Raw genomic sequence first — 23,480 nt, 5'->3', positions numbered from 1 at the left:
CATGGCACGCACTCTCAAACTGAAAATTTACCGTTACGATCCGGACCAGGACGCCAAGCCGTACATGCAGGACGTCACGGTCGAATTGAAAGACACCGACAAGATGCTGCTCGACGCACTGCAGCGCATCAAGGCGGACGTCGATGACTCGCTGGCCCTGCGCCGCTCGTGCCGCGAAGGCGTGTGCGGTTCGGACGCGATGAACATCAATGGCAAGAACGGCCTGGCCTGCACCACCAACCTGAACGAGCTGACCGAGCCTATCGTGCTGCGTCCGCTGCCAGGCCTGCCGGTGATCCGCGACCTGATCGTCGACATGACGCAATTTTTCAAGCAGTACGATTCGATCAAGCCGTTCCTGATCAACGACTCGATCCCGCCTGAAAAAGAGCGTCTGCAAACACCGGAACAGCGCGAAGAGCTCGATGGCCTGTACGAGTGCATCCTGTGCGCTTGCTGCTCGACCTCGTGCCCGTCGTTCTGGTGGAATCCGGACAAATTCGTGGGGCCAGCCGGCCTGTTGCAAGCCTACCGTTTCATCGCCGATTCGCGCGATGAAGCGACCGGCGCGCGCCTGGACAACCTGGAAGACCCGTACCGCTTGTTCCGCTGCCATTCGATCATGAACTGCGTCGACGTCTGCCCGAAAGGGTTGAATCCGAACAAGGCGATCGGCAAGATCAAGGAACTGATGGTACGCCGCGCGATCTGACCGTTCAGAACGTATCCCGCCGGCGCGGCCCAGGCAGGGCAGGGGAGTGGCCCTTGTCCTGCCGGGTGGCGCCGGCAAAGCAGTACCGTGCCGTTTCCGACGGCACGCGCAAGATGGTAAAACCAATGACAGAATCAATTTTGTCCCCGCATCAGGCCGACCCGGCCAACCGCTCCCGCCTGCGCTGGCGCGCGCGCCGTGGTCTGCTGGAAAACGATATTATCCTGACACGTTTTCTCGATGCGCATGAAACCGGATTGACCGACGAAGAAGTCGACGCGCTGACGCGTTTGCTCGATTTGTCGGACAATGCGTTAATGGATCTGGTACTGGCCCGTAAAGAGCCGGAAGGCGAAGTCGATCTGCCGCATGTGCGCGCACTGCTGCAACGACTGCGCATTGCCTAGCCGCCTGGGCGATAGTTTGCAAACGGTGCGAGTGGCGCGCTGTAGCTTTGTACGATGCGAAGCGAATTGCAGCCAGAATTTTTGATTTTAATTTCGACTCACTCCCGAGAAGGAAGAGCCCATGAATACCTCTGACACAAAAGCTACCCTGTCGTTCTCCGATGGCAGCCCATCGCTTGAATTTCCGATCTACAAAGGCACTGTCGGCCCGGACGTCATCGACATCCGCAAGCTGTACGCCGGTAGCGGCAAGTTCACCTACGACCCAGGCTTTATGTCGACCGCCTCGTGCAATTCGTCGATCACCTACATCGACGGCGACAAGGGCGAACTGCTGTACCGCGGTTACCCGATCGAACAGTTGGCCGTCAACGCCGACTTCATGGAATCGTGCTACTTGCTGCTGAATGGCGAACTGCCGAACGCGGAACAGAAAGCCAAGTTCGTCGACACCGTCACCAAGCACACCATGGTGCACGAGCAAATGCAATTTTTCTTCCGTGGCTTCCGCCGCGACGCGCATCCGATGTCGATCCTGGTCGGCACCGTCGGCGCGCTGGCCTCGTTCTACCATGATTCGCTGGACATCAACAATCCGCGCCACCGCGAAGTGTCGGCCATCCGCCTGATCGCCAAGATGCCGACCCTGGTCGCGATGACCTACAAGTACTCGATCGGCCAGCCGTTCACCTACCCACGCAACGACCTGTCGTACAGCGCCAACTTCATGCACATGATGTTTGCCAACCCGTGCGAAGATTACAAGGTCAACGACGTGCTGGTACGCGCCCTGGACCGCATCCTGATCCTGCACGCAGACCACGAACAGAACGCTTCGACCTCGACCGTCCGCCTGGCCGGTTCGTCGGGTGCCAACCCGTTCGCCTGTATCGCTGCCGGTATCGCCTGCCTGTGGGGCCCTGCCCACGGCGGCGCCAACGAAGCAGCACTGAACATGCTCAAGGAAATCGGCACCGTCGAGAACATCCCTGCCTTCATCGAGCAAGTCAAGGACAAGAACTCTGGCGTCAAGCTGATGGGCTTTGGCCACCGCGTGTACAAGAACTTCGACCCGCGCGCCAAGCTGATGCGTGAAACCTGCTACGAAGTGCTGGCCGAACTGGGCCTGCAGGACGACCCGCTGTTCAAGCTGGCGATGGAACTGGAAAAGATTGCACTGAACGACGACTACTTCGTTTCGCGCAAACTGTACCCGAACGTCGACTTCTACTCGGGCATCGTGCAGTCCGCACTGGGCATCCCGGTATCGCTGTTCACCGGTATCTTTGCCATGGCCCGTACGATCGGCTGGATTGCACAATGGAACGAAATGATCGCCGACCCGGAACAAAAAATCGGCCGTCCGCGTCAATTGTTCGTCGGTTCGACCACGCGTGAAGTCAAGCCGCTGGATCAGCGCGCTTAATATCATGCGGATGTAGCAAGCAAAAAAGCGAGCCTGCGGGTTCGCTTTTTTTTATGGTGCAATTGGCCGCCTACGCTCGATCGCCACGTTCGCGAACTGGAGCAGCAGATCCAGGCATGGCACCGCGCTAGCGCATTGAGCCTTAAGCTGGGAGAAAATACCGGGTATTGCTCCGATCACGGCCAGCGCATTGGTTGCATCGATTAGCAACGCACGCAATTTCGAAAGTGGTCGCCAACTGGCCGCTTGGCTGGGGCTCGTTCCGCGCCAACATTCAACCGGGGGCAAATCGAATCTGCTGGGAATTAGTAAGCGTGGCGATTGCTACTTGCGCACTTTGCTCATTCACGGCGCCAGATCAGTAGTCCGTCACGCTGAGAACAACTCAAGGGCATGAATGGCTACGAACGTTGATGGGTCGCCGCAATAAGAATGTAGCAACAGTTGCGTTGGCCAACAAGAATGCACGGATCGTATGGGCGCTAATGCGACAGAACCCTGCGCTTTGCTGTTTCACTTGCTGTCGAAACTGTACGAGCACACCAGCGTCATCATCACCACTAACTTGAGTTTCGCCGAATGGTCGAACGTGTTTGGCGACGCCAAGATGACCACGGCGCTGCTGGACCGGCTGACCCACCATTGCCACATCGTGGAGACCGGAAACGAGTCGTACAACTTCCAGCACAGCAGCATGGCGGCCGAGGGGATCAAGGCGCGGGAACAGAAGCGCAAAGCGGACAAGGCCGATCCGAACGCCGCTGGAGAGAATGAAAGTGCGTAAAAATGGATAATGAACTAAATCGTTTATGTCATTAAATAAAGCGCGAAGGCGGAAGGGGAATTCGTTCTGGGCTTCGACCTCCACTAATTCCCCTTCCATATTTGGTACGCTTATCCGCCGCCGACACTCAAGAACGCAGCACCCCGCCCTCGGTCAAATTTCGATCGGCACGGTGGGGCAATTTGGGTCGCGATGAGCAAAGTGATTATCGGATCGCGTGTGCCTGACGGCTTATGAACAGGTTAGATGGGGTGATAATATTCGCGTTGTTTGCAGCTTCGCTATTCACCATTGATGCTGGCGCAAATGAACTCATCGCCTGGACAATCTGCTGAGTACTTTGAACGGTGTCGCTGTCTTTGCCATACATCGCTGCGGCACGGCTAAGATCATTGACGCCTAAAATGCGGTTAGCGGCGTTCAAATCATATGACTCGACCGAAGTCGGGTCTGAGTTGCTGCCGAAGCCGAGTGCATGGCCGATTTCATGTAGCAATGCTTGACTAAAGGTTACGTCGGTGCCGCCGTACACGTTTATACCGTCGGCACCGGCAACAAGCAGATCTTTGGACGTGTCTTCCACGCGGACGACCACCCCAGGCTGAATTTTGCCGTCAACTGTCTTCAGCGTTGTGATGCCAGTGACATTGGTGTCCGGCGTATTAAAGCTGCCCATGCCAACGGTGATATCAGCCCCAGCCCCCGGTGCTATTTCCATGAAGGTCAATCCGGTGGCTGCGCCCCATGCGGCAAACGCTTGCTTTGCCGCTTTTTCTTCAGCGGGGTTCATACTGCCACTGAACTGCCCGCCGCTTCCCAGGCACCAACTGATCGTGCGATGGTCCCATCTTGCCCCCGCGCTTGCATTGCCATGCATTTTATCGTGTTGCGCGAGCGCTCCGACATTGCTAGCTGCGGTCGAATCAGACATCGTGACCCTAGTTGAACGACCGTAAGAGCTGTCATAGTCGCCATCGCCGCCATCGCCGCCGCCCCCATCGCCCCCACCGCCTCCGCCCCCATCGCCGCCACCATCGCCCCCATCGCCGGGACTAGGATCAGGTGTATAGCCGCCTCCGGTGTTAGTCGGGTTTGCATCATAGTTTGTATCCGACGCACCTCCGTTCCAGCCGTAATCGTCGTCACCGTAATTGTAATTTTGCTCGAATGAACCATTGTTATAAGTGGCGTCACCCGCGCCATAGTTGCTAGTTATATCGCCATTGCCGTAATTATCAATTCTGTCATATGAACCATATACAGTTGTCACGTCGGATGCCCCAAAATTGACGATCCCGGTGTTGTTTCCATTGACAATGGCATGAGTATTATCACCGAATATCGAAAGAAAATCGTTACTTCCAGCATAGATGGTCCCGCCTGAAATAGAGGCGTCAAATGAGTCGGAAACTGTTACTGTGCCTCCGTTCGCAAACACGGCATCATTGCCGGACGTCCCGTTTCCACCGAGCCAGACGCTGGAACCGGCTGTCAAAAACACCGAATTATTGCTTCCATAGACGCCATAATTATCATTAGCGCCCCCCGTGACTAAGTCATTGTCGCCAAAAATATTCGCGCGCGAATTGTCCTCGACGTTAATTTGGGCTCCGGTTGCGTTAATCGTATTATCTAAACCCGCGCTACTTACTTGAGCGCCGGAATTTAGTGTTATATTTGCACCATTCGCGTTGATTTGGATTCCGCTTCCATTTATGGAGCCACTAGAAATTGATCCATCTTGATTGAGCGATCCAGTCGCTGATCCGATAATTGTACCTGGGTTTGCGTTATCGATTACTTCGGTGTCAAACGTCGGAGTGCCGGAGTTGTAATAAGTGGTCGTTATCGTGGTTTTGTTCGTCGCAGAGTCAGTTGCGCTTTCAACGGCAGAAGACAATGTAGACCGACTGCTGTCAGTATAAAATTCGGATTGCGTCATCGAGGTGTGCCCATCGGCCTCTTGAAAAACTTTTGTTACCGATGTGCCATCTGGGGAGACGGTCGTGAATCTGGTACTTTGGTCAGATAAATTTTCAGTCAAAGTTTTCCCGTCGCTAGACCAAGCCGAGTTGATCGTCGTGACCCGATCTCCGGTAATAATCACTTGGGGAATTGTTGTGGGTGCCGATTCGTTAGTGCTCGACGCCATCGCATCTGCCAACTGGCCAAGCGTGGCGCGAACATCCTTTATATCCACGCCCAGACCATAGAAATTGACCGCAGCGCCTAGTCCATCAAACACCTCACCTGCTGTGATACCCGCCACCAAGCTGAGACCACCCGTTGCCGGCGTTCCTGCCAGACCAGCAGCCTCTACGACCTGCCCGGTAAGAGTTACAACATTCCCCACGATCGGGATAAAATCAGACTTGCTAAACTCAGCCCCATTTCCAATCTTTTGAATTAAAAGATTGAAATCGGCACTAAGCGCCACAAAAGCAGTACTCGCCCCTATTCCCGGCACCAGCGCCGTCATAGCAGCAATAGTATTCTGGTAATCCGCATTAACCTGGGCAAACGCAACCTGATCGTTCGGATTTTTTTGGAGTTCCTGAATGTGTTGAATAATTGAACTTGATCCGTCGATGACTCCGGCGACAACGCCGGCTACTCCTACTGTGCTCATTATTGATCTCCAATCATTTTATCACATGCAACGGAAAAATTACCCAAGTAAAAATAAAACCGATGACACAAGAAAATACAAATAACCGAATAAACCTATTTTTTATCTCCTTCCCAACACCTAAAAATTCGTATGCAAAAATGCATATAATTGCCGCTGTCATTACCCCCATAACCAAGATTGCCGGCAATAATGCTATCGCAAGATTTGGACTTGACTTCGCGATAAAATTTAAAGCCATCCTGGAAGGTCCCAAAAAAATATATTCCTGGACCGGAACAAGCATGAAAACCAAAAATCTTCGACGCAGCAGTGGCATGGAACGGTACCAAGCGAAAAATCTATATATCATATTAACAACCTCTCTTTATCAGATCATGCATTTGAACAGGCAGCCTTAGTTGAGTCTTCCCGAAAAACGGCGACGAATTGGTCTTTCCTAATTCACCATGCCGACCGCCAGTTGCTTTCTCCCAAGTTGACCGGCAGCAGCCATTAGGCGAAGTCTTGCTGAGCGCCAGTCATTTATCGCGCGCACGCGTTCATTTTTGGCATCCGCAAGTTCTTTTTGTGCATTCAGAATTTCGGTGATATCGGTAGCGCCTCTGTCATATTTTCGCTGAGATGAGATTAGCGCTCCCTGCGCGGCGGAGAGAAGCAAAGCGGACGCATCCAAGCTCTCAAGTGCAGAGCGCGCATCTGAATAGGCTTTGACGAGGTCCGTCAATATGTCATGTTCTGTTTCGAGCACGTTCGTTTCACGTTGCTCCGCTAATGCTGCGGCCTGACGGACTTTGTATGTGTAGGAGAAACCCGAGAAAATCGGAAATGAAATAGAAACCCCTACGGTACGCACATGGGAACCGACACCAGAAATGCTCTGGTTCGGGTAACCGTTTCTGTAATAATTTGCCGCGAAGTCGATAGTCGGCCTTCCAGACGCTTGGGTGGACCTGAGCGTCGCGCGTGCGGCTTCCCATTGGGATCGTGCAGCCATAATGGAAGGATGTGTGCGCCGAACCTCCTCTAACCATGCGGCGAGATCAACTCTGCTGTACTGGGGCATGAGCGGCGACGCGGCCACCACCGGGTCGATGTCGGCCAGGACGATCTCGGAATCGGGCGGAATGCCCATCATGTAGACAAGGACAGCACAGGCTTTGAGATAGTCGCCCAGCGCCCGATTGCGATCGAGCGATGTATGCGCATGTGCGGCTGCTGCCTGCAACGTATCGCCATGTGCCAGCGCGCCATGCCCCTCCCGGCGCTGGGCGCTGGCAAAGGTCGCGTTGGCGATCTGCTCACCTTCCTCTTTCGCCTGCCATGTCGCGCGCGCGCTCTGCGCATCGAAGTATGCCTGGATCGTGTCTTCCATGACTTTCTGCAACATAGCGTCATGGGTTTCGATGGCGCTCACCAGTAAAAGGTTGGCCGACTCGCGATCGGCGGCGCGCTCGCCGAAGTCGAACAGTCGCCAGTTGAGCGAGGCGTAGGCAGTGTTGCCTGATACTGTGCTGGCTGGGACAGGCGAGTCGGGATAGCCTGTTGCACTGCGCTCACGTCCCAGGTTGGCCGAAACGGTCGGCAGATAAGCCGCTTCCACCACACCCAGTGCGGCGGCTTGCACTTTGATGCCGAGCCATGTGTTCTTAACTTTTGGATTGGTGCAAAGTGCCAGGTCCACGGCCCGTTCGAGACTCAAGGGCGCATCGTCAAGGCTGGTGACCGAGCAACCAAGAATGAATTCATCCCCCGGAAGAGGATGGCCGTGATCGAGCACGGCCGGGCGGGTGGCCAAAGGATCGGACCATGCAGCGCGGAGCAAGTCCATTGGCCCCGCCGCGACCGTTGTCCCAGCACACGCCAGCGTGATGATTAGGAACCCAAGCTGGTACAGAAACGTTGTCGCAGAGGTAGATCGAAAAATTTTAACGTTCATGCAAGCTCTCGCGCTGATGTTGAAGTAATGGCGCCAAGAAATATTCGATAATGCGACGATCACCCGTCCTAATGTCAACGTTGACTGCCATACCTGGTGTTAGCGCGAGCGTGCGGCCGTCCACATTGATCGTCGCGCGACTGAGCGTGATGCGACTGAGGTACTGCAGGCCTTTTTTCTCGTCCTGCACTGCATCCCTCGACACATGCGCCACGGTCGCTTGAACGGTGCCGTATTTGGTGTACTCGAATGCGCCGACCTTGACCTGCGCGGCTTGGCCTTCCTGCACGAACCCGATGTCTTTGTTATCGACGGTTGCCTCGACCTCGACGGTTTTTTCATTGGGCACAATCTCCATCAAAGGTTGCGCGGCCGCGACGACACCGCCGATCGTGTGAACGGTTAACTGTTGCACCACGCCATCGACAGGTGCAATGAGTCGCAGTAACTTGCTGTGGGACTCGAACCGAATGGCATCCTGATCCGCAGCGGCCCTCGATTTGGTGCCCTCAGTCAGCTGGTCATAGGCATCTCGTCGGGTTTCGGCCCGTAGCGCAGCGCGCTGGTTCTTCGCATCCGCAAGTTGTCCCTCCAGATCAACGCGCGCGTGCTCTTTCTCCAGCCAAGCATGTTCCGAGATATCGTGCGATTTCAGCAGTGCGCCGTAATCCTGTGCAGTCTGGGTGACCAGTGGTAGGGCCTGGGTGTAGCGTGCAATGTCACCGTCGATACGAGTCAGTTTCGCGAGATAGTCGCGATACACGCCTTCGAGATGCAGTTCCTCCGCGCGGGACTGCACAGCTGTAATGCGAGAATCTTCGTGCTGCAACGCACGGAGAGAGGGCCACCGCGGGCGTTCATTACTAGTCAATGCTGCAATCAGGGCGCGCGCACGTAGTTCCTGCAGAACGGCCTCACTGCGACTGTCGATTGCCTTGTCGCGTTCTCCATCGCTCGCGCTGGTGTCGAGCTCGACAAGCACATCGCCAGACTTTACCTGTTGCCCCTCCACGACGTGCAACGCACGCACGCTGGCAGTATCGACGGAAGCGATGGTTTTGATGTGCCCACTTGGTATAATCTTGCCTTGCGCGCTAACCACGATATCAATATGGCCGAGGATGGACCAAATGATGAGCACCGCGATCAGCAGGCACAGCACCCTAGCTGTGACCATTGCGGTCGACGAGACCGGTCTCTCTTGCAGCGAAAGCGCGCCAGGCAGAAATTCGGCTTCCTGCTCGCTGAACAGACGTGCGGCTCGGGTATGCCGGCGCTGCCATGCATGAGCTAAGGCTGCACGATAGAGTTTCAAAAGGTCCCGGTAGGCTGCCATTCTGTGGCGCATTGTCATGTGGTGACTCCACGCCCGCCGCAATGTTCCGGTGGGAGAGCGTCCTCGTCCCTACTTTCGTGATCGCCGTGCTGGAGTCGATGCAGATGGGTGTAAATGCCGTGAGGATTGCACAACAATTCCTGATGACTGCCAACTTCTGAAATCTGGCCCCGCTCCATTACCACGATGCGATCCGCGTCACGCACTGCCGAGAGTCGATGCGCGATGATGAGCACGGTGCGGCCCTGGCAAATGCGGCGCATGTTGGCCTGGATGATGCTCTCGGACTCATAGTCGAGCGCGCTAGTCGCTTCATCGAAAATGAGTACGCGCGGATTCGCAATCAACGCGCGCGCGATCGCAATACGCTGACGCTGTCCACCCGACAGCCCGGTGCCGTTTTCGCCGACGGCGGTATCGTAGCCTTCTGGTAATTCACAGATGAACTCATGTGCACCTGCCAACTTGGCCGCGTCGATGATGGCTTCGATCGGCAAGGCCGGATTGCTGAGCGCGATATTGTCACGAATGCTGCGCATAAAGAGCGTGTTTTCTTGCAAGACTACGCCCAGCTGATGGCGCAATGACGTCGCATTGACGATAGAAATATCGTGGCCATCGACCAGCACCCTGCCTTTTTCGGGTACGTAGAGGCGCTGAACTAGCTTGGTCAGCGTGCTCTTTCCCGAGCCGGAGCGCCCAACGATACCGATCACTTCGCCCGACCGTATTTTGATGCTCAACGCCTGAATGACGATAGGCGCATCCGGTCGGTACCGGAAGGAAACGTTATCGAATTCGATTGCGCCGGCCAGACGCGGCAGCCGGGACTTTTGCGTCGCAACTTCCGTGCGGGTGTTCAAGATATCGCCGAGCCGTCCCATGGAAATGCCGACCTGCTGAAAGTCATTCCAAAGCTGAGCAAGCCGGATGATCGGAGAGGCCACCTGACTGGATAACATGTTGAATGCGATCAATTCGCCAACCGACAGTTGGCCATCGATGACCAATGCGGCGCCGAACCACATGATGGCTGCCGTCACCAATTTGCTTACTAACGTCACGCCCCCGCTGGCAACCATACCTACGTTTGTAGCGGAAAGCCCGGCCGACACATACGACGCCAGTTGTTTCTCCCATTTTTGCTGCCAGCGTGGTTCTACAGCCATCGCCTTGACTGTATCGATGCCAGTTATGGTCTCGACTAGGAATGACTGGTTTTCGGCACTTTTGTTGAATTTATCGTTCAGCCGCGTGCGCAGGATTGGGGTAAAGACCAGCGACAGCACAAAGTAAACTGGTATCGAACAGACCACAATCAAAGTCAGCACGGGGCTGTACCAAAGCATTACCGAAAGAAAAACGAAGGAGAACATAACGTCGAGCACGAGCGTCATCGCATTGCCGGTTAGAAACGCACGGATATTTTCCAGCTCGCGGATACGGGCCACGGAATCGCCCACACGTCTAGCTTGGAAATACGCGATTGGCAAATTCAGAAGGTGCGTAAATAGCCGCGCGCCTAGCTCGACGTCAATCTTGCTGCTGGTATGTGAAAAAACGTAGGTACGGATTAACGTGAGCACAGAGTCGAACAAGGTTGCACAAACGAGTCCGATAGCGACGACGTTCAGGGTCTTCATTGCGTGATTGACGAGCACTTTATCCATCACTACCTGAAATGCCATCGGCGTGGCTAGGCCGATCAATTGAAGAACCAGTGAAATGAGCAATACTTCGCCGAGCAGCCGCCTGTATTTGACAATCGCAGGAATGAACCAGGTGAAGTCAAAACGTGAGGTCGCGCCTATGTAGCTAGCCTTGCTGGTAAAAAAAATAAGTTCTTCGGTCCACTGGTCAAGGAAGTTGGCGAGAGTAAGCACTTGGGGTGGTTCGCCGGGACGCTGTATGAGCACGCGTCCGCGAACGGAGGCATCGTTGTATGAAACGGTGGACTCCAAATTTTGAGTAGCATCTTGGTCGATTTTGGCGAGGATAAAATAGCGTCCTTCCTTATCTTGGGCAATCGTCGGCAACGGTGCAAGGTGAAGGCGGCGAGCATCCTGCCTGAGTTGTCTGGCGTTGAAGCCCAAGCTTCGCGCCGCCAGCAGAATAGCCTCATTGCCGAATGGCGCTCCGTGCCCAAACGAGTGACGAAGCATTTCTTCATCTGCGGGAATGCCGTGGAACCCTGCCATTTGTATCAGGCAGCGCAAGCCACTGTCGGTTGGAGAATCTGTTGATGTCGCCACGGGTTCGCGCGACGCGGGAATTGCTGAAACCATTCTGTTCATCCCTTGACTACCGCGTTTCGGTTCGATTGGATCCGCTCGAAACGCACGGTTCATACGCGAGCAAAAGAGCGATACATTCCTCGACGTCCAAGGTCGATGTATCGATGCGTATCTCTGGCGCTAATGGCGGTTCGTAGGGCGCTTGCAGGCCCGTCATTCCATTGAGCTTGCCGTCCAACGCGCGCTGATACAAACCTTTCGGGCTGCGGGCAACGCATATCGCTTGAACGGTCGCGACATATACCTCCGCATACGCACGTCCGTTCAATGCCAGAACCGCATGCTCGCCGCCCGCCAGTGTTATCGTTTCATACATATCGCCTTCGCTAGCGGTTGCTCAACGATGGCATTGCACGCTACAACGACGCCCGAAGACGCCAATCACCGCCGCAGATGTCACGCGTTGCAGTATGACAAGCTGCCAACATTGACGCGTTGATTCTAGCGGAGCGTTCCGGCGTACTGCATTACAAAATAGTAATGTTGCGTTTACTTCTGTTTGCGGCCCATATGTTGTCGCTGACCGAAAATTGACCCACCTACAAGGGGAATGCTGATCGAAAATTGACCCAAGTGTTCTACTACTGCTGCCTACTTTCTAGGCAGGAGAAAACAGGGTGATCACCATGGAAATTTTGGGCAAGATTCGACGGATGTATCTGCGCGACAATTTGTCGTTGCATGAGATAACGAAGCGTACGGGTTTAGCCGCAATCTGTATGCGATGGGGCGCAGCGGCGCCTTGCCGGAGGTGTTTGCCAGAATCCACCCACGCTGGAAGTCGCCCCACGTAGCTTGCTTCGCTGTCTTCCAGCTGGCCAGCGTCGGTCTTCTCTTGCCCACCGAACTGACCTTCCTGTTCCTCGCCATCAATGTGCCGATCCTGATCAAGTATTTCTGCATCTGTATTTCTGCGCGTAAGGTGGTGCGCAGTCATCCAGAACTGAGCAGTGGCTTTGTGTTGCCGGCGAACGTGGTTGCGTGGTGTGCCAGTGCGGTGCAGTGATGTCGGTACTGATCCTCGTCATCGGCTTTAACACGGATTGGCGGCCTTACGCGGTGCTGGGCGCGTGGGCTGCGCTCGGCGCGGCGGTGTACCTGCTGCGCCGGAAAAACCAGCACTAAGCGGACTTCATCACCGGAAATCCTGTGTTGATTAAAAAATCCACCATATGGCTTGCCGCTGCAAAGATGCGAAGCAAACAGTTGAGTGATATGGGAAATGCCTGCAAGCGCAATTCGTGCTTGGTGGCCGGGTTGGGCGCTTGCGAAAGACCGCCATTCCGGTAAAACCTTACGTTTGCTTGCCAAATAAAAGTCAGGCGGCAGTTGTTGCGTTACAATACCGCGTGCTACTCTGAATGACGGTATGCAGAATGCTGGTGCAATAAACAAGCCCTTCCCCACAACTTGATGTGCAATCCGCTAACCGGTCAGGCCGTGTCGCGGAAGGTTAGATTAACCCGCTAATTCCTCGCGAAGCGCGAAGAGAGGTGAGCAATATATGCAACAATTAACGACCAACTCCTACCTGTTCGGTGGGAATGCTCCGTACGTGGAAGACCTGTACGAAGCGTATCTGAACAATCCCGGCTCGGTACCTGACAACTGGCGTGCGTATTTCGACGCGATGCAGCACGTACCTGCCGTCGACGGTTCCAACAAGCCTGACGTCGGCCACGCATCCGTGGTTGCCTCGTTCGCCGAGCGCGCCAAGGCTGGTCCGATCCGCACCGTTACCGCCTCGTTCGACGCCGAAATGGGCCGCAAGCGCGTCGCCGCCACGCAGCTGATCGCCGCTTACCGCTACCTCGGTTCGCACTGGGCCAACCTGGACCCGCTGCAGCGCCAGGAACGTCCTGCATTGCCGGAACTGGAGCCGAGCTTCTACGGTTTCAACGATGCCGACATGGACACCGTGTTCAACATCAGCAATACCTATTTCGGCCCCGAGACCGCCACCCTGCGCGATCTGCTGAACTACCTGCGCGACACCTACACGCGCTCGATCGGTGCCGAATTCATGTACATCTCCGACCCGGCCGAAAAGCGCTGGCTGCAAGAGAAACTCGAATCGATCCGCTCCACCCCGAATTTCAGCGCCGAGAAAAAAGTCCACATCCTGGACCGCCTGACGGCAGCCGAAGGCCTGGAACGCTATCTGCACACACGCTATGTCGGCCAGAAGCGCTTCTCGCTCGAAGGCGGCGAAACCTTTATCGCTTCGATGGATGAAACCATCCAGCGCGCCGGCGAAAAAGGCGTGCAGGAAATCGTCATCGGCATGGCCCACCGCGGCCGCCTGAACGTACTGGTCAACACCCTGGGCAAGGCGCCGCAGGAACTGTTTGAAGAATTCGAAGGCAAGCACGGCGACGACCTGCCTGCCGGCGACGTGAAATACCACCAGGGCTTCTCGTCCGACATCGCCACCGCAGGCGGCCCGGTCCACCTGTCGCTGGCGTTCAACCCGTCGCACCTGGAAATCGTCAACCCGGTAGTCGAAGGTTCCGTCAAGGCCCGCATGGACCGCCGCGGCGACGCGCAAGGCGCGCAAGTGCTGCCTATCCTGGTGCACGGCGACGCTGCTTTCGCCGGCCAGGGCGTGGTCATGGAAACGTTGAACCTGGCGCAAACGCGTGGCTACCACACCGGTGGTACCGTGCATATCGTCATCAACAATCAGATCGGTTTCACCACCTCCGACCCGCGCGATGCACGCTCGACCCTGTACTGCTCGGACGTCGTGAAAATGATCGAAGCGCCGGTACTGCACATCAATGCCGATGATCCTGAAGCCGTGGTACTGGCGACGCAAATCGCGCTCGACTACCGCATGGAGTTCAAGAAGGACATCGTGCTCGACATCATCTGCTACCGCAAACTGGGCCACAACGAGCAAGATACGCCAGCGCTGACCCAGCCTTTGATGTACAAGAAAATCGGCCAGCATCCGGGCACCCGCAAGCTGTACGCGGACAAGCTGGTGGCGCAAGGCGTGATTGGCGCCGAAGATGGCGACAAGATGGTCGCCGCCTTCCGCGACGCGATGGACGCCGGCAAGCATACCGTCGACCCGGTCATCTCGAACTTCAAGAACAAATACGCAGTCGACTGGCTGCCGTTCCTGAACAAGAAATGGACCGACTCGGCCGACACGGCCGTGCCGATGACCGAACTGAAACGCCTGGCTGGCCGCATCACCACCGTGCCGGAAAACTTCAAGGTCCACTCGCTGGTTGAAAAAGTCCTGGGCGACCGCGGCACCATGGGCCGTGGCGAAATGAACCTGGACTGGGGCATGGGCGAACACCTGGCCTACGCTTCGCTGGTGTCGTCCGGCTACGCGATCCGCCTGACCGGCCAGGACGCCGGCCGTGGTACTTTTGTTCACCGCCACGCGGTGCTGCACGACCAGAACCGCGAGCGCTGGGATGCCGGTACTTACATTCCGCTGCAAAACGTGTCCGACAGCCAGGCGCCGTTCACCGTCATCGACTCGGTGCTGTCCGAAGAGGCCGTACTGGCCTTCGAATACGGCTACTCGACCGCCGAGCCGAACACGCTGACGATCTGGGAAGCCCAGTTCGGCGACTTCGCCAACGGCGCGCAAGTGGTCATCGACCAGTTCATCAGCTCCGGCGAAGTAAAATGGGGCCGCGCTTCGGGCCTGGTCATGATGCTGCCGCACGGTTACGAAGGCCAGGGTCCGGAGCACTCGTCGGCCCGCCCCGAGCGTTTCCTGCAGCTGTGCGCAGACAACAACATGCAAGTGGTGCAGCCGACCACGGCTTCGCAGATTTTCCACCTGCTGCGCCGCCAGATGGTGCGCCAGTTCCGCAAGCCTCTGGTGATCATGACGCCGAAGTCGCTGCTGCGCAACAAGGACGCCGGCTCGCCGCTGACCGACCTGTCCAAGGGCAGCTTCCAGACCGTGATCGGCGAAGTCGACGAGAAAATCGACGCCAAGAAGGTCAAGCGCGTGATCGCCTGCTCGGGCAAGGTGTATTACGATCTGGTCAACGCACGCAAGACGCGCGGCCAGCTTGACACGGCCATCGTGCGCCTGGAACAGCTGTATCCGTTCCCGCACAAGTCGTTCGCTGCGGAACTGAAAAAGTTCCCGAACCTGGTCGAAGTGGTATGGGCGCAGGACGAGCCGCAAAACCAGGGCGCCTGGTTCCAGATCCAGCACAACATCTTCGAAGGCCTGGAAGCCGGTCAACGCCTGGCATACGCCGGCCGTCCTGCTTCGGCGTCGCCGGCTGTCGGTTACTATGACAAGCACTACGCCCAGCAAAAAGATCTGCTGGAAACGGCATTCTCGAAGCTGAAGGGCTTTATTCTGACCAAGTAAACGGTCGGCAACTGTCACGGAGCGCCGCCGCTGCTACGCAGTGGCGGCGCCGCAATAACAAAATAAACGGAGTTTTACATGGCACAAATCGAAGTCAAAGTACCCCAGTTGTCGGAGTCGGTCGCAGAAGCAACCCTGTTGGCATGGCATAAAAAAGTCGGCGAGCCAGTCTCGCGCGACGAGAACATGATCGATATCGAAACCGATAAAGTGGTACTGGAATTGCCGGCGCCAGCCGCTGGCGTGATCGTGCAAATCATCAAGGACAACGGCGCCACCGTGGTTGCCGGCGAAGTGATCGCCATCATCGATACCGAAGGTTCGGCCAAGGTCAGCCCGCTGGAAGTGTCGGCCATCCCTGCACCGGCCCTGGCTGCCGCCGCACAGGAAACCGCGACCGCCTCGGCGCCTGCCGCCGCTGCCACCAAGGGTGACGTGGCGATGCCTGCCGCCGCCAAGATCCTGTCCGAAAAAGGCCTGGCCGCCGGCGACGTCGCCGGTTCCGGCAAAGACGGCCGCGTGACCAAGGGCGATGCCCTGGCCGCTTCCGCCAAGCCAGCTGCTGCCGCTCCTGCGCCAGTGGCCGCCAAGCCAGCCCTGCAGCAAGTCGCCGCACCAGCCGCCGCCAACCTGGGCGACCGTCCGGAAGAGCGCGTGCCGATGAGCCGCCTGCGCGCCCGTATCGCCGAGCGCCTGCTGCAATCGCAATCGACCAACGCCATCCTGACCACGTTCAATGAAGTGAACATGGCGCCAGTGATGGAACTGCGCAACAAGTACAAGGACAAGTTCGAGAAAGAGCATGGCGTCAAGCTGGGCTTCATGTCCTTCTTCGTCAAGGCCGCTGTTGCCGCCCTGAAAAAGTACCCGATCATCAACGCCTCGGTCGATGGCAATGACATCGTCTACCACGGCTACTTCGACATCGGCATCGCGGTCGGTTCGCCACGTGGCCTGGTAGTGCCTATCCTGCGCAATGCCGACCAGATGTCGATCGCCGAGATCGAAAAGAAAATTGGCGAATTCGGCGCCAAGGCAAAAGAAGGCAAGCTGACCCTGGACGACCTGACCGGCGGTACTTTCTCGATCTCGAACGGCGGCACCTTCGGTTCGATGCTGTCGACCCCGATCATCAACCCGCCGCAATCGGCCATCCTGGGCGTGCATGCGACCAAGGACCGTGCTGTCGTGGAAAACGGCCAGATCGTGATTCGTCCGATGAACTACCTGGCAATGTCCTACGATCACCGCATCATCGATGGCCGCGAAGCCGTACTGGGCTTGGTCGCGATGAAAGAAGCACTGGAAGATCCGGCACGCCTGCTGCTGGACCTGTAATACCTGAGCTGTAGTACCACGTACGCCCCGGCGCAGCCGCCGGGGCAGTGCAAGCAGCACCGTTGTACCCCGTGCCAGAAGACGCAGCTGGCTGATCTCAACTCAAAGAGGATTCCCATGAACGTCTCTGAAGAAATCAAGCGTCTGCATGAGTTACACCTGGCTGGCGCATTGAGCGATAGCGAATTTGCGCAAGCCAAGGCCAAGCTTTTGGGCGGCATCAACCTGGACAAACCGGACACTACGTTCGGCGATAGTCCTTCGAACGACCTGGTACAAGAGTTCAGCCGGCTGCGCCGCTCGCACAATGACCGCTGGCTGGGCGGCGTCTGCGGCGGCCTGGGCCGCGCTTCCGGCATGGAAGCATGGATCTGGCGCCTGGTGTTCGTGCTGTTTACGCTGACCTTCGGCTTTGGCGTGGTGATTTACCTTCTATTGTGGATTTTCGTCCCTGACGAAGAGATTGGAATAACAAAACATGAGTACTAAACAATTTGACGTCGTCGTTATCGGCGCCGGCCCTGGCGGCTATATCGCCGCAATCCGCGCCGCCCAACTGGGCTTTACCGTTGCTTGCGTCGACGAGTGGTCGAACGCCAAGGGCGGCGCTGCTCCTGGCGGCACTTGCACCAACGTCGGCTGCATCCCGTCGAAAGCGCTGCTGCAATCGTCCGAGCATTTCGAACACGCGGGCCACAGCTTCGCCGAGCACGGTATCGATGTCGCCGGCCTGAAACTGAACCTGGGCCAGATGTTGAAGCGCAAGGATACCGTCGTCAAGCAGAACAACGACGGCATCCTGTACCTGTTCAAGAAGAACAAGATCGCCTTCTTCCACGGCCGCGCATCGTTCGCCGGCGCCGCTGGCGAAGGCTACGAAATCAGCGTGGCTGGCGCCGCCAACGAAACCTTGACGACCAAGCACGTCATCATCGCTACCGGTTCGAACGCCCGCGAATTGCCGGGCGCGCCATTTGACGAGAAACTGATTTTGTCGAACACCGGCGCACTGGCGATCGACGCCGTACCGGCCAGGCTGGGCGTGATCGGCGCCGGCGTGATCGGCCTGGAAATGGGCAGCGTATGGCGCCGCCTGGGTGCCGACGTGACCATCCTCGAAGGCCTGCCAGTATTGCTGGGTGCGGTCGACGAGCAGATCGCCAAGGAAGCCGGCAAGCTGTTTGCCAAGCAAGGCCTGAAGATCAGCCTCGGTTGCAAGATCGGTACCATTACCCCGGGTGCGGACAATGTCACCGTCGAGTACGTCGATGCCAAGGGCGAAGCTGTCAGCGCTGTGTTCGACAAGCTGATCATTTCGATCGGCCGTACGCCGAACACCAACGGCCTGGCCGCCGACAAAGTGGGCCTGCAACTGGACGAACGCGGCTTTATCGCCGTCGACGGCGACTGCAAGACCAACCTGCCGAACGTCTGGGCGGTGGGCGACGTGGTGCGCGGCCCGATGCTGGCGCACAAAGCCGAAGAAGAAGGCGTTGCCGTGGCCGAGCGTATCGCCGGCCAGCATGGCCATACCAACTTCAACACGATTCCATGGGTGATCTACACCTCGCCGGAAATCGCGTGGGTAGGCAAGACCGAGCAGACGCTGAAAGCCGAAGGCATCGCTTACAAGGCAGGCAGCTTCCCGTTCCTGGCCAATGGCCGTGCACGCGCGCTGGGCGATACGTCCGGCATGGTGAAATTCCTGGCCGACGCCACCACCGATGAAATCCTCGGCGTGCACATCGTCGGTCCGATGGCTTCCGAGCTGATTTCGGAAGCCGTGGTAGCGATGGAATTCAAGGCTTCGGCCGAAGATATCGCGCGCATCTGCCACGCTCACCCGTCCCTGTCGGAAGCGACCAAGGAAGCGGCGCTGGCGGTTGACAAGCGTACCCTGAACTTTTAATCGCAGTTAGTCCTACGGGGCGCTGTCGGCTGTTTTGCCGCCAGCGCCCTTGTGCGTTGAATCGAGCCCCATGAACGTAGAAGAGTTTTACCAGAACGCGTTGCAGCAGCGCGATTTCAAGGCCGACGCGGCACAGCGCCGCGCCGTCGACCGGTTGCAACTGTGCTTTGACGAATGGGTGGCCTACAAGGGCCAGCGCTCAAGCACCTTCAAGCGCCTGATCAATCGTCCAGCCGTGCCGAAAGGCGTGTACATGTGGGGCGGGGTAGGGCGCGGCAAGTCCTTTTTGATGGACAGTTTTTATTCGGTGGTGCCGGTGGTGCGCAAGACGCGCCTGCACTTCCATGAATTCATGCGTGGCGTGCACCAGCAGCTCGATGAATTGAAGGGCGTGGCCGACCCGCTCGACGAGGTCGCCAAACGGATCGCCAAGAAATACCGCCTGATCTGCTTCGATGAATTCCACGTCTCGGACATCGCCGATGCGATGATCCTGTACAACCTGCTGTCGGCCCTGTTCGACAACGGCGTGTCCTTTATCATGACGTCGAATTACGATCCCGACCTGTTGTACCCGGACGGCCTGCACCGCGACCGCATGCTGCCGACCATCGCGCTGCTGAAAGAGAAGCTCGACGTGATGAATGTCGATGCCGGCGTTGACTATCGCGGCCGTGCGCTGGAACAGGTGGACAGCTACTATACGCCGCTGGGCGCGGCCACCGACAAGGCGCTGCGTGACGCGTATGTTCGCATCGCCGAGACGGCCGACGAAGATGCGCGCATCCGCATCGAAAACCGCGAAATCCACTGCCTGCGCCGCGCCGGCGGCATTATCTGGTTTGATTTTGCCACCCTGTGCGGCGGACCACGTTCGCAAAATGATTACCTTGAAATCGCCAGCCGCTTTCATACAGTGATATTGTCGGCAATACCGGCCATGTCGGCGGCGCAGTCGTCCGAGGCGCGCCGCTTCACCTGGCTGATCGATGTGTTTTATGACCAGAAGGTGAAGCTGATCATGTCGGCCGAAGTGCCGCCCGAGCAGCTGTATACGAACGGCATGCTGGCCAATGAATTTCACCGTACCGTCTCGCGCATCGTCGAAATGCAATCGCGCGAATACATGGAAAAAGAACAGCGCGGCGCAGCCGACGCGATCGTTTGAGGCAGGAATGCAAAGGATGACAATGATGGCAAGTATCAAGTTGGGCGCTGCGCTGGCAGGCGCGCTGCTGCTGTCGGCTTGCGCCGTGCAGGACAAGGCCGCCCTGGATGAGGTGGGCATGCCGCAGGTAGCGCCCACCGTGACGATGGCCGAAGCCAACGCCAAGCTCAAGCAGGTGTCCAGCGAACGTGCCGCCGCCGAGAGTACCTATGCGGCGCGCGAACTGGTGTGCTATGACCGGTTCTTTGTGACCAACTGCCTGGACAAGGCCAAGGAAATCCGCCGTTTGACCCTGTTGCGCCTGCGCGCCATCGAAGTCGAAGCCAGCCATTTCCAGCGGGCCGAATCGGTGCGCCTGCGTGACGCCGACCTGGCGCGCACGCAACAGGATGCGCGCGATGAGCTGGCCGAGCGCACTGCCGCCACGTCGAAGGCCGTTAAAGTGGTGGCACCGGAAGCGAAGCCGACCAAGCCAGCCGGGCCGACCCTGGCCGAGCGCCAGGCCCAGCATGCTGCCGAGCTGAAACAGCAGGCTGCGCAGGATGCTGCCGAGGCGCCGCAGCGCGCCACGCGCGAAGCCAATTTTGCGCGCAAGCAGGCCGAAGCGGTGAAACGCCAGGAACGCGTCGCCAAACGCCTGGCCGAGCGCGAGAAAGAGGCCGCCGCCAAGGCCGCCCGTGCGGCCGCAGCCGCCAGCGCACCGCCACCGCCTATCGGCGACAATTGATACCTGATAGTGCCGGCCCTGAAATGGCGTGCCGTATCGCGTGCGGCAGGTTAAACTACGGCCTTGCCGGTGATGCCGGCGCTACTCCCACATTCTCTGGAACGCAACACATGAGCGATGCACAGCATATACAGCGGCGCCTGATTGAACTGGACGTCGAACACCGCGACCTCGATGCCGTCATCGAGTTGCTGGTGTTGGATGGCCATCATGACGAGCTGCAACTGCGGCGCCTGAAAAAGCGCAAATTGCAATTGAAAGACCATATCACCTTGCTGAAAATGCAATTGGTGCCCGATGTGCCCGCCTGAGGGACGCCAGTAGCGTCCGGTCCAGTCCTTACTTAAGTTTATTTTGACCGATCACCAAATATTGCCTGCCAGCCAAGACGGCTTGCTGTCCGAGCCAGCCGACGTGGTGGCAGCCGAACCCGGCAAGCACGACGCCGACATCGAGCGCCTGTTTGGCGCCGGTGGCCCGCTGGGCCCAGCGGTGGGCAGTTACAAGCCGCGTCGTTCGCAAACCGAGATGGCCAAGGCCATCGCCCACGCCATCGACAGCCAGACTACCCTGATCGCCGAAGCAGGCACGGGTACGGGCAAAACCTTTGCCTATCTGGTGCCGGCCCTGATGTGGGGCGGCAAGACGATTGTTTCCACCGGTACCAAGAACTTGCAGGATCAATTGTTCTTGCGCGATATCCCTACCGTGCGCGCCGCGCTGCAGGCGCCGGTTTCTGTTGCCTTGCTGAAGGGCCGCTCGAACTACGTCTGTCATTACCACCTGGAACGCACCTTGCAGAACGGGCGCATGACCTCGCGCGACGACGTGGGCCACTTGCGCGAGATTTCGCGGTTTATCAAGATGACCAGTTCCGGTGACAAGGCCGAGCTGGCCAAGGTGCCCGAAAACGCCCTGATCTGGAATCTCGTCACCTCCACGCGCGATACCTGCATGGGCGCCGAATGCCAGTATTACCAGGATTGCTTCGTGATGAAGGCGCGCAAGGAAGCCCAGCAGGCCGACGTGGTGGTGGTCAACCACCACCTCTTCTTTGCCGACGTGGCGCTGAAGGACACCGGCGTGGCTGAATTGCTGCCCTCGGCCAACACCATCATCTTCGATGAGGCGCACCAGCTGCCCGATACCGCCACCCTGTTCTTCGGCAATACGGTGTCGACCTCGCAAATCCTCGAATTGTGCCGCGACGTGCTGGCCGAAGGCCTGGCCCATGCGCGCGGCATCGACTGGGCCAAGACGGTGACGGTGGTGGAGAAAGCCGCACGCGACCTGCGCCTGACGTTCCCGCAAGATATCGTGCGCATGTCCTTGCCGCAGATTGCGTCGTCGAGCGACTTTTTCCCGGCGCTTGAAACCCTCAAGGACGAGTTCGACGGCATGGTGGCGGTGCTGGAAACCCAGGCTGAACGGGCCGAGACGCTGGAACAGTGCCGCGTGCGCGGCGTGGAACTGGCGCAGCAGCTATCGAGCTGGAAGTTCGACCCAAAAGCCAAGATCGCCGCCGGCGAAGAAGCCGTGTTCTGGGTCGAAGCGTTCTCCAGCTCGCTGCAGTTGCATAAAACCCCGCTGTCGATCGCACCGATTTTCAATAACCAGCGCGAAGGCACGCCGCGCAGCTGGATCTTTACCTCGGCCACGCTGGCCGTGAAAAACGACTTCAAACATTTTTCCGAACAGATGGGGCTGACGGGCGAACCGTCGCACACCTGGCCGTCGCCATTCGATTACGGCCAGCAAGGCTTGCTGTTCGTGCCGCAAAACCTGCCGCAGCCCAATTCGCTCGGCTATACCGACGCCGTGATCGACTGCGCCTTGCCGATCATCGAAGCGGCGGGCGGGCGCACCTTCTTCCTGTGCACTACCTTGCGCGCGGTAAGACGTGCAGCCGAACGGCTGGCCGACGAATTCAAGCAGCGCGGCCTGAATTTCCCGCTGTTCGTGCAGGGCGACCGTGGCCGCACCGAATTGCTGGACCAGTTCCGTGCGGCCGGCAATGGCGTGCTGATCGGCAGCCAGAGTTTCTGGGAAGGCGTCGACGTGCGCGGCGACGCCTTGTCGCTGGTGATCATCGACAAGCTGCCGTTTGCGCCGCCCGACGATCCGGTGCTGGCGGCCCGCATCGAGGTGATGGAAAAGCAGGGCAAGAACGGTTTCATGCATCATTCGCTGCCGGAAGCCATCATCAACCTGAAGCAGGGCGCCGGCCGGCTGATCCGCGACGAAGGCGACCGCGGCGTGCTGATGATCTGCGATCCGCGCCTGATTTCCAAGCCATATGGCAAGCGCATCTGGCAAAGCCTGCCGCCGTTCAAGCGCACGCGTGAGACTGCCGAGGTCATCGAGTTTTTCCGCAACCTGCCAGCGAAGTCCTAGCTACAGTTCTGGCCGGTACGCTGGTGCCGGTTAATTTTCTTTTATATTCAACGGCTTGGA

At 57.8% G+C, this 23,480-nt stretch carries 18 protein-coding genes and 2 pseudogenes; 15 read left to right on the top strand and 5 right to left on the bottom strand.

The window, feature by feature from the left end:
- Position 1: 1 nt before the first annotated feature.
- The 5 genes and pseudogenes from ACQ4WM_RS04705 to ACQ4WM_RS04685 all read left to right on the top strand — a co-directional run.
- On the top strand, positions 2-712 hold the full coding sequence (locus tag ACQ4WM_RS04705) for a succinate dehydrogenase iron-sulfur subunit (RefSeq protein WP_436545524.1): 711 nt from the start codon (positions 2-4) through the stop codon (positions 710-712).
- Positions 713-837: 125 nt separating this feature from the next.
- Positions 838-1,119, top strand: a complete 282-nt coding sequence (locus tag ACQ4WM_RS04700; protein WP_436545523.1) for an FAD assembly factor SdhE — start codon at positions 838-840, stop codon at positions 1,117-1,119.
- A gap of 121 nt (positions 1,120-1,240) precedes the next feature.
- Positions 1,241-2,545 carry a citrate synthase gene (gene gltA / locus ACQ4WM_RS04695; protein ID WP_436545522.1) on the top strand — a complete coding sequence of 435 codons (1,305 nt, stop codon included), beginning with the start codon at positions 1,241-1,243 and terminating at the stop codon, positions 2,543-2,545.
- A 75-nt stretch (positions 2,546-2,620) separates the two neighbouring features.
- Positions 2,621-3,114 (top strand): annotated as a pseudogene (locus ACQ4WM_RS04690) (IS110 family RNA-guided transposase); the annotation flags it as partial.
- Positions 3,048-3,329, top strand: a pseudogene (locus tag ACQ4WM_RS04685) (ATP-binding protein); the annotation flags it as partial. The pseudogenes ACQ4WM_RS04690 and ACQ4WM_RS04685, both read left to right, overlap by 67 nt.
- A gap of 205 nt (positions 3,330-3,534) precedes the next feature.
- Here the strand turns inward: ACQ4WM_RS04685 and ACQ4WM_RS04680 are convergent.
- From ACQ4WM_RS04680 to ACQ4WM_RS04660, 5 genes are all read right to left on the bottom strand, one after another.
- Positions 3,535-5,958 carry a matrixin family metalloprotease gene (locus ACQ4WM_RS04680; RefSeq protein WP_436545521.1) on the bottom strand — a complete coding sequence of 808 codons (2,424 nt, stop codon included), beginning with the start codon at positions 5,956-5,958 and terminating at the stop codon, positions 3,535-3,537.
- A gap of 439 nt (positions 5,959-6,397) precedes the next feature.
- Positions 6,398-7,897, bottom strand: a complete 1,500-nt coding sequence (locus ACQ4WM_RS04675; RefSeq protein ID WP_436545520.1) for a TolC family protein — start codon at positions 7,895-7,897, stop codon at positions 6,398-6,400.
- On the bottom strand, positions 7,887-9,251 hold the full coding sequence (locus ACQ4WM_RS04670; protein ID WP_436545519.1) for an HlyD family type I secretion periplasmic adaptor subunit: 1,365 nt from the start codon (positions 9,249-9,251) through the stop codon (positions 7,887-7,889). The genes ACQ4WM_RS04675 and ACQ4WM_RS04670 overlap by 11 nt, the downstream gene beginning before the upstream one ends.
- Complete coding sequence (locus tag ACQ4WM_RS04665; RefSeq protein ID WP_436545518.1) at positions 9,248-11,518, bottom strand: type I secretion system permease/ATPase; 2,271 nt, start codon at positions 11,516-11,518, stop codon at positions 9,248-9,250. The genes ACQ4WM_RS04670 and ACQ4WM_RS04665 overlap by 4 nt, the downstream gene beginning before the upstream one ends.
- 16 nt (positions 11,519-11,534) lie before the next feature.
- Positions 11,535-11,843, bottom strand: a complete 309-nt coding sequence (locus ACQ4WM_RS04660; protein ID WP_436545517.1) for an adenylyl-sulfate kinase — start codon at positions 11,841-11,843, stop codon at positions 11,535-11,537.
- 408 nt (positions 11,844-12,251) lie between these two features.
- On the opposite strand from ACQ4WM_RS04660, the gene ACQ4WM_RS04655 reads away from it, so the two are divergent.
- From ACQ4WM_RS04655 to yoaA, 10 genes are all read left to right on the top strand, one after another.
- The gene (locus ACQ4WM_RS04655) at positions 12,252-12,533 is read left to right on the top strand and encodes an APC family permease (protein ID WP_436546224.1); all 282 of its coding nucleotides are present in this window, start codon (positions 12,252-12,254) and stop codon (positions 12,531-12,533) included.
- Entirely contained in the window at positions 12,533-12,652 is a 120-nt protein-coding gene (locus tag ACQ4WM_RS04650) for an LPXTG cell wall anchor domain-containing protein (protein WP_436545516.1), read from the top strand. Before ACQ4WM_RS04655 ends, ACQ4WM_RS04650 begins: the two co-directional genes overlap by 1 nt.
- 379 nt (positions 12,653-13,031) lie before the next feature.
- Positions 13,032-15,884: a 2-oxoglutarate dehydrogenase E1 component gene (locus ACQ4WM_RS04645; protein WP_436545515.1), complete on the top strand. Its 2,853-nt coding sequence runs from the start codon at positions 13,032-13,034 to the stop codon at positions 15,882-15,884.
- A gap of 78 nt (positions 15,885-15,962) precedes the next feature.
- Positions 15,963-17,222, top strand: a complete 1,260-nt coding sequence (odhB, locus tag ACQ4WM_RS04640) for a 2-oxoglutarate dehydrogenase complex dihydrolipoyllysine-residue succinyltransferase (RefSeq protein ID WP_436545514.1) — start codon at positions 15,963-15,965, stop codon at positions 17,220-17,222.
- A 117-nt stretch (positions 17,223-17,339) separates the two neighbouring features.
- A complete protein-coding gene (locus tag ACQ4WM_RS04635; RefSeq protein ID WP_436545513.1) occupies positions 17,340-17,711 on the top strand; it encodes a PspC domain-containing protein in 372 nt (123 codons plus the stop codon).
- Positions 17,701-19,131, top strand: coding sequence for a dihydrolipoyl dehydrogenase (gene lpdA / locus ACQ4WM_RS04630; protein ID WP_436545512.1), 1,431 nt, complete (start codon positions 17,701-17,703; stop codon positions 19,129-19,131). Before ACQ4WM_RS04635 ends, lpdA begins: the two co-directional genes overlap by 11 nt.
- 70 nt (positions 19,132-19,201) lie before the next feature.
- A complete protein-coding gene (gene zapE, locus ACQ4WM_RS04625; RefSeq protein ID WP_436545511.1) occupies positions 19,202-20,299 on the top strand; it encodes a cell division protein ZapE in 1,098 nt (365 codons plus the stop codon).
- A gap of 22 nt (positions 20,300-20,321) precedes the next feature.
- Positions 20,322-21,026: a hypothetical protein gene (locus tag ACQ4WM_RS04620; RefSeq protein WP_436545510.1), complete on the top strand. Its 705-nt coding sequence runs from the start codon at positions 20,322-20,324 to the stop codon at positions 21,024-21,026.
- Positions 21,027-21,136: 110 nt separating this feature from the next.
- A complete protein-coding gene (locus ACQ4WM_RS04615; protein ID WP_065310554.1) occupies positions 21,137-21,337 on the top strand; it encodes a YdcH family protein in 201 nt (66 codons plus the stop codon).
- A gap of 61 nt (positions 21,338-21,398) precedes the next feature.
- Positions 21,399-23,420, top strand: a complete 2,022-nt coding sequence (yoaA, locus tag ACQ4WM_RS04610; RefSeq protein WP_436545509.1) for a DNA repair helicase YoaA — start codon at positions 21,399-21,401, stop codon at positions 23,418-23,420.
- The last annotated feature ends 60 nt before the right edge of the window (positions 23,421-23,480 follow it).

Source organism: Janthinobacterium longum (genome assembly GCF_051380735.1).
GTDB lineage: Bacteria > Pseudomonadota > Gammaproteobacteria > Burkholderiales > Burkholderiaceae_D > Janthinobacterium.
Note: the sequence above shows the minus strand (reverse complement) of the source record. Positions and strands in the feature narration are given on the sequence as shown.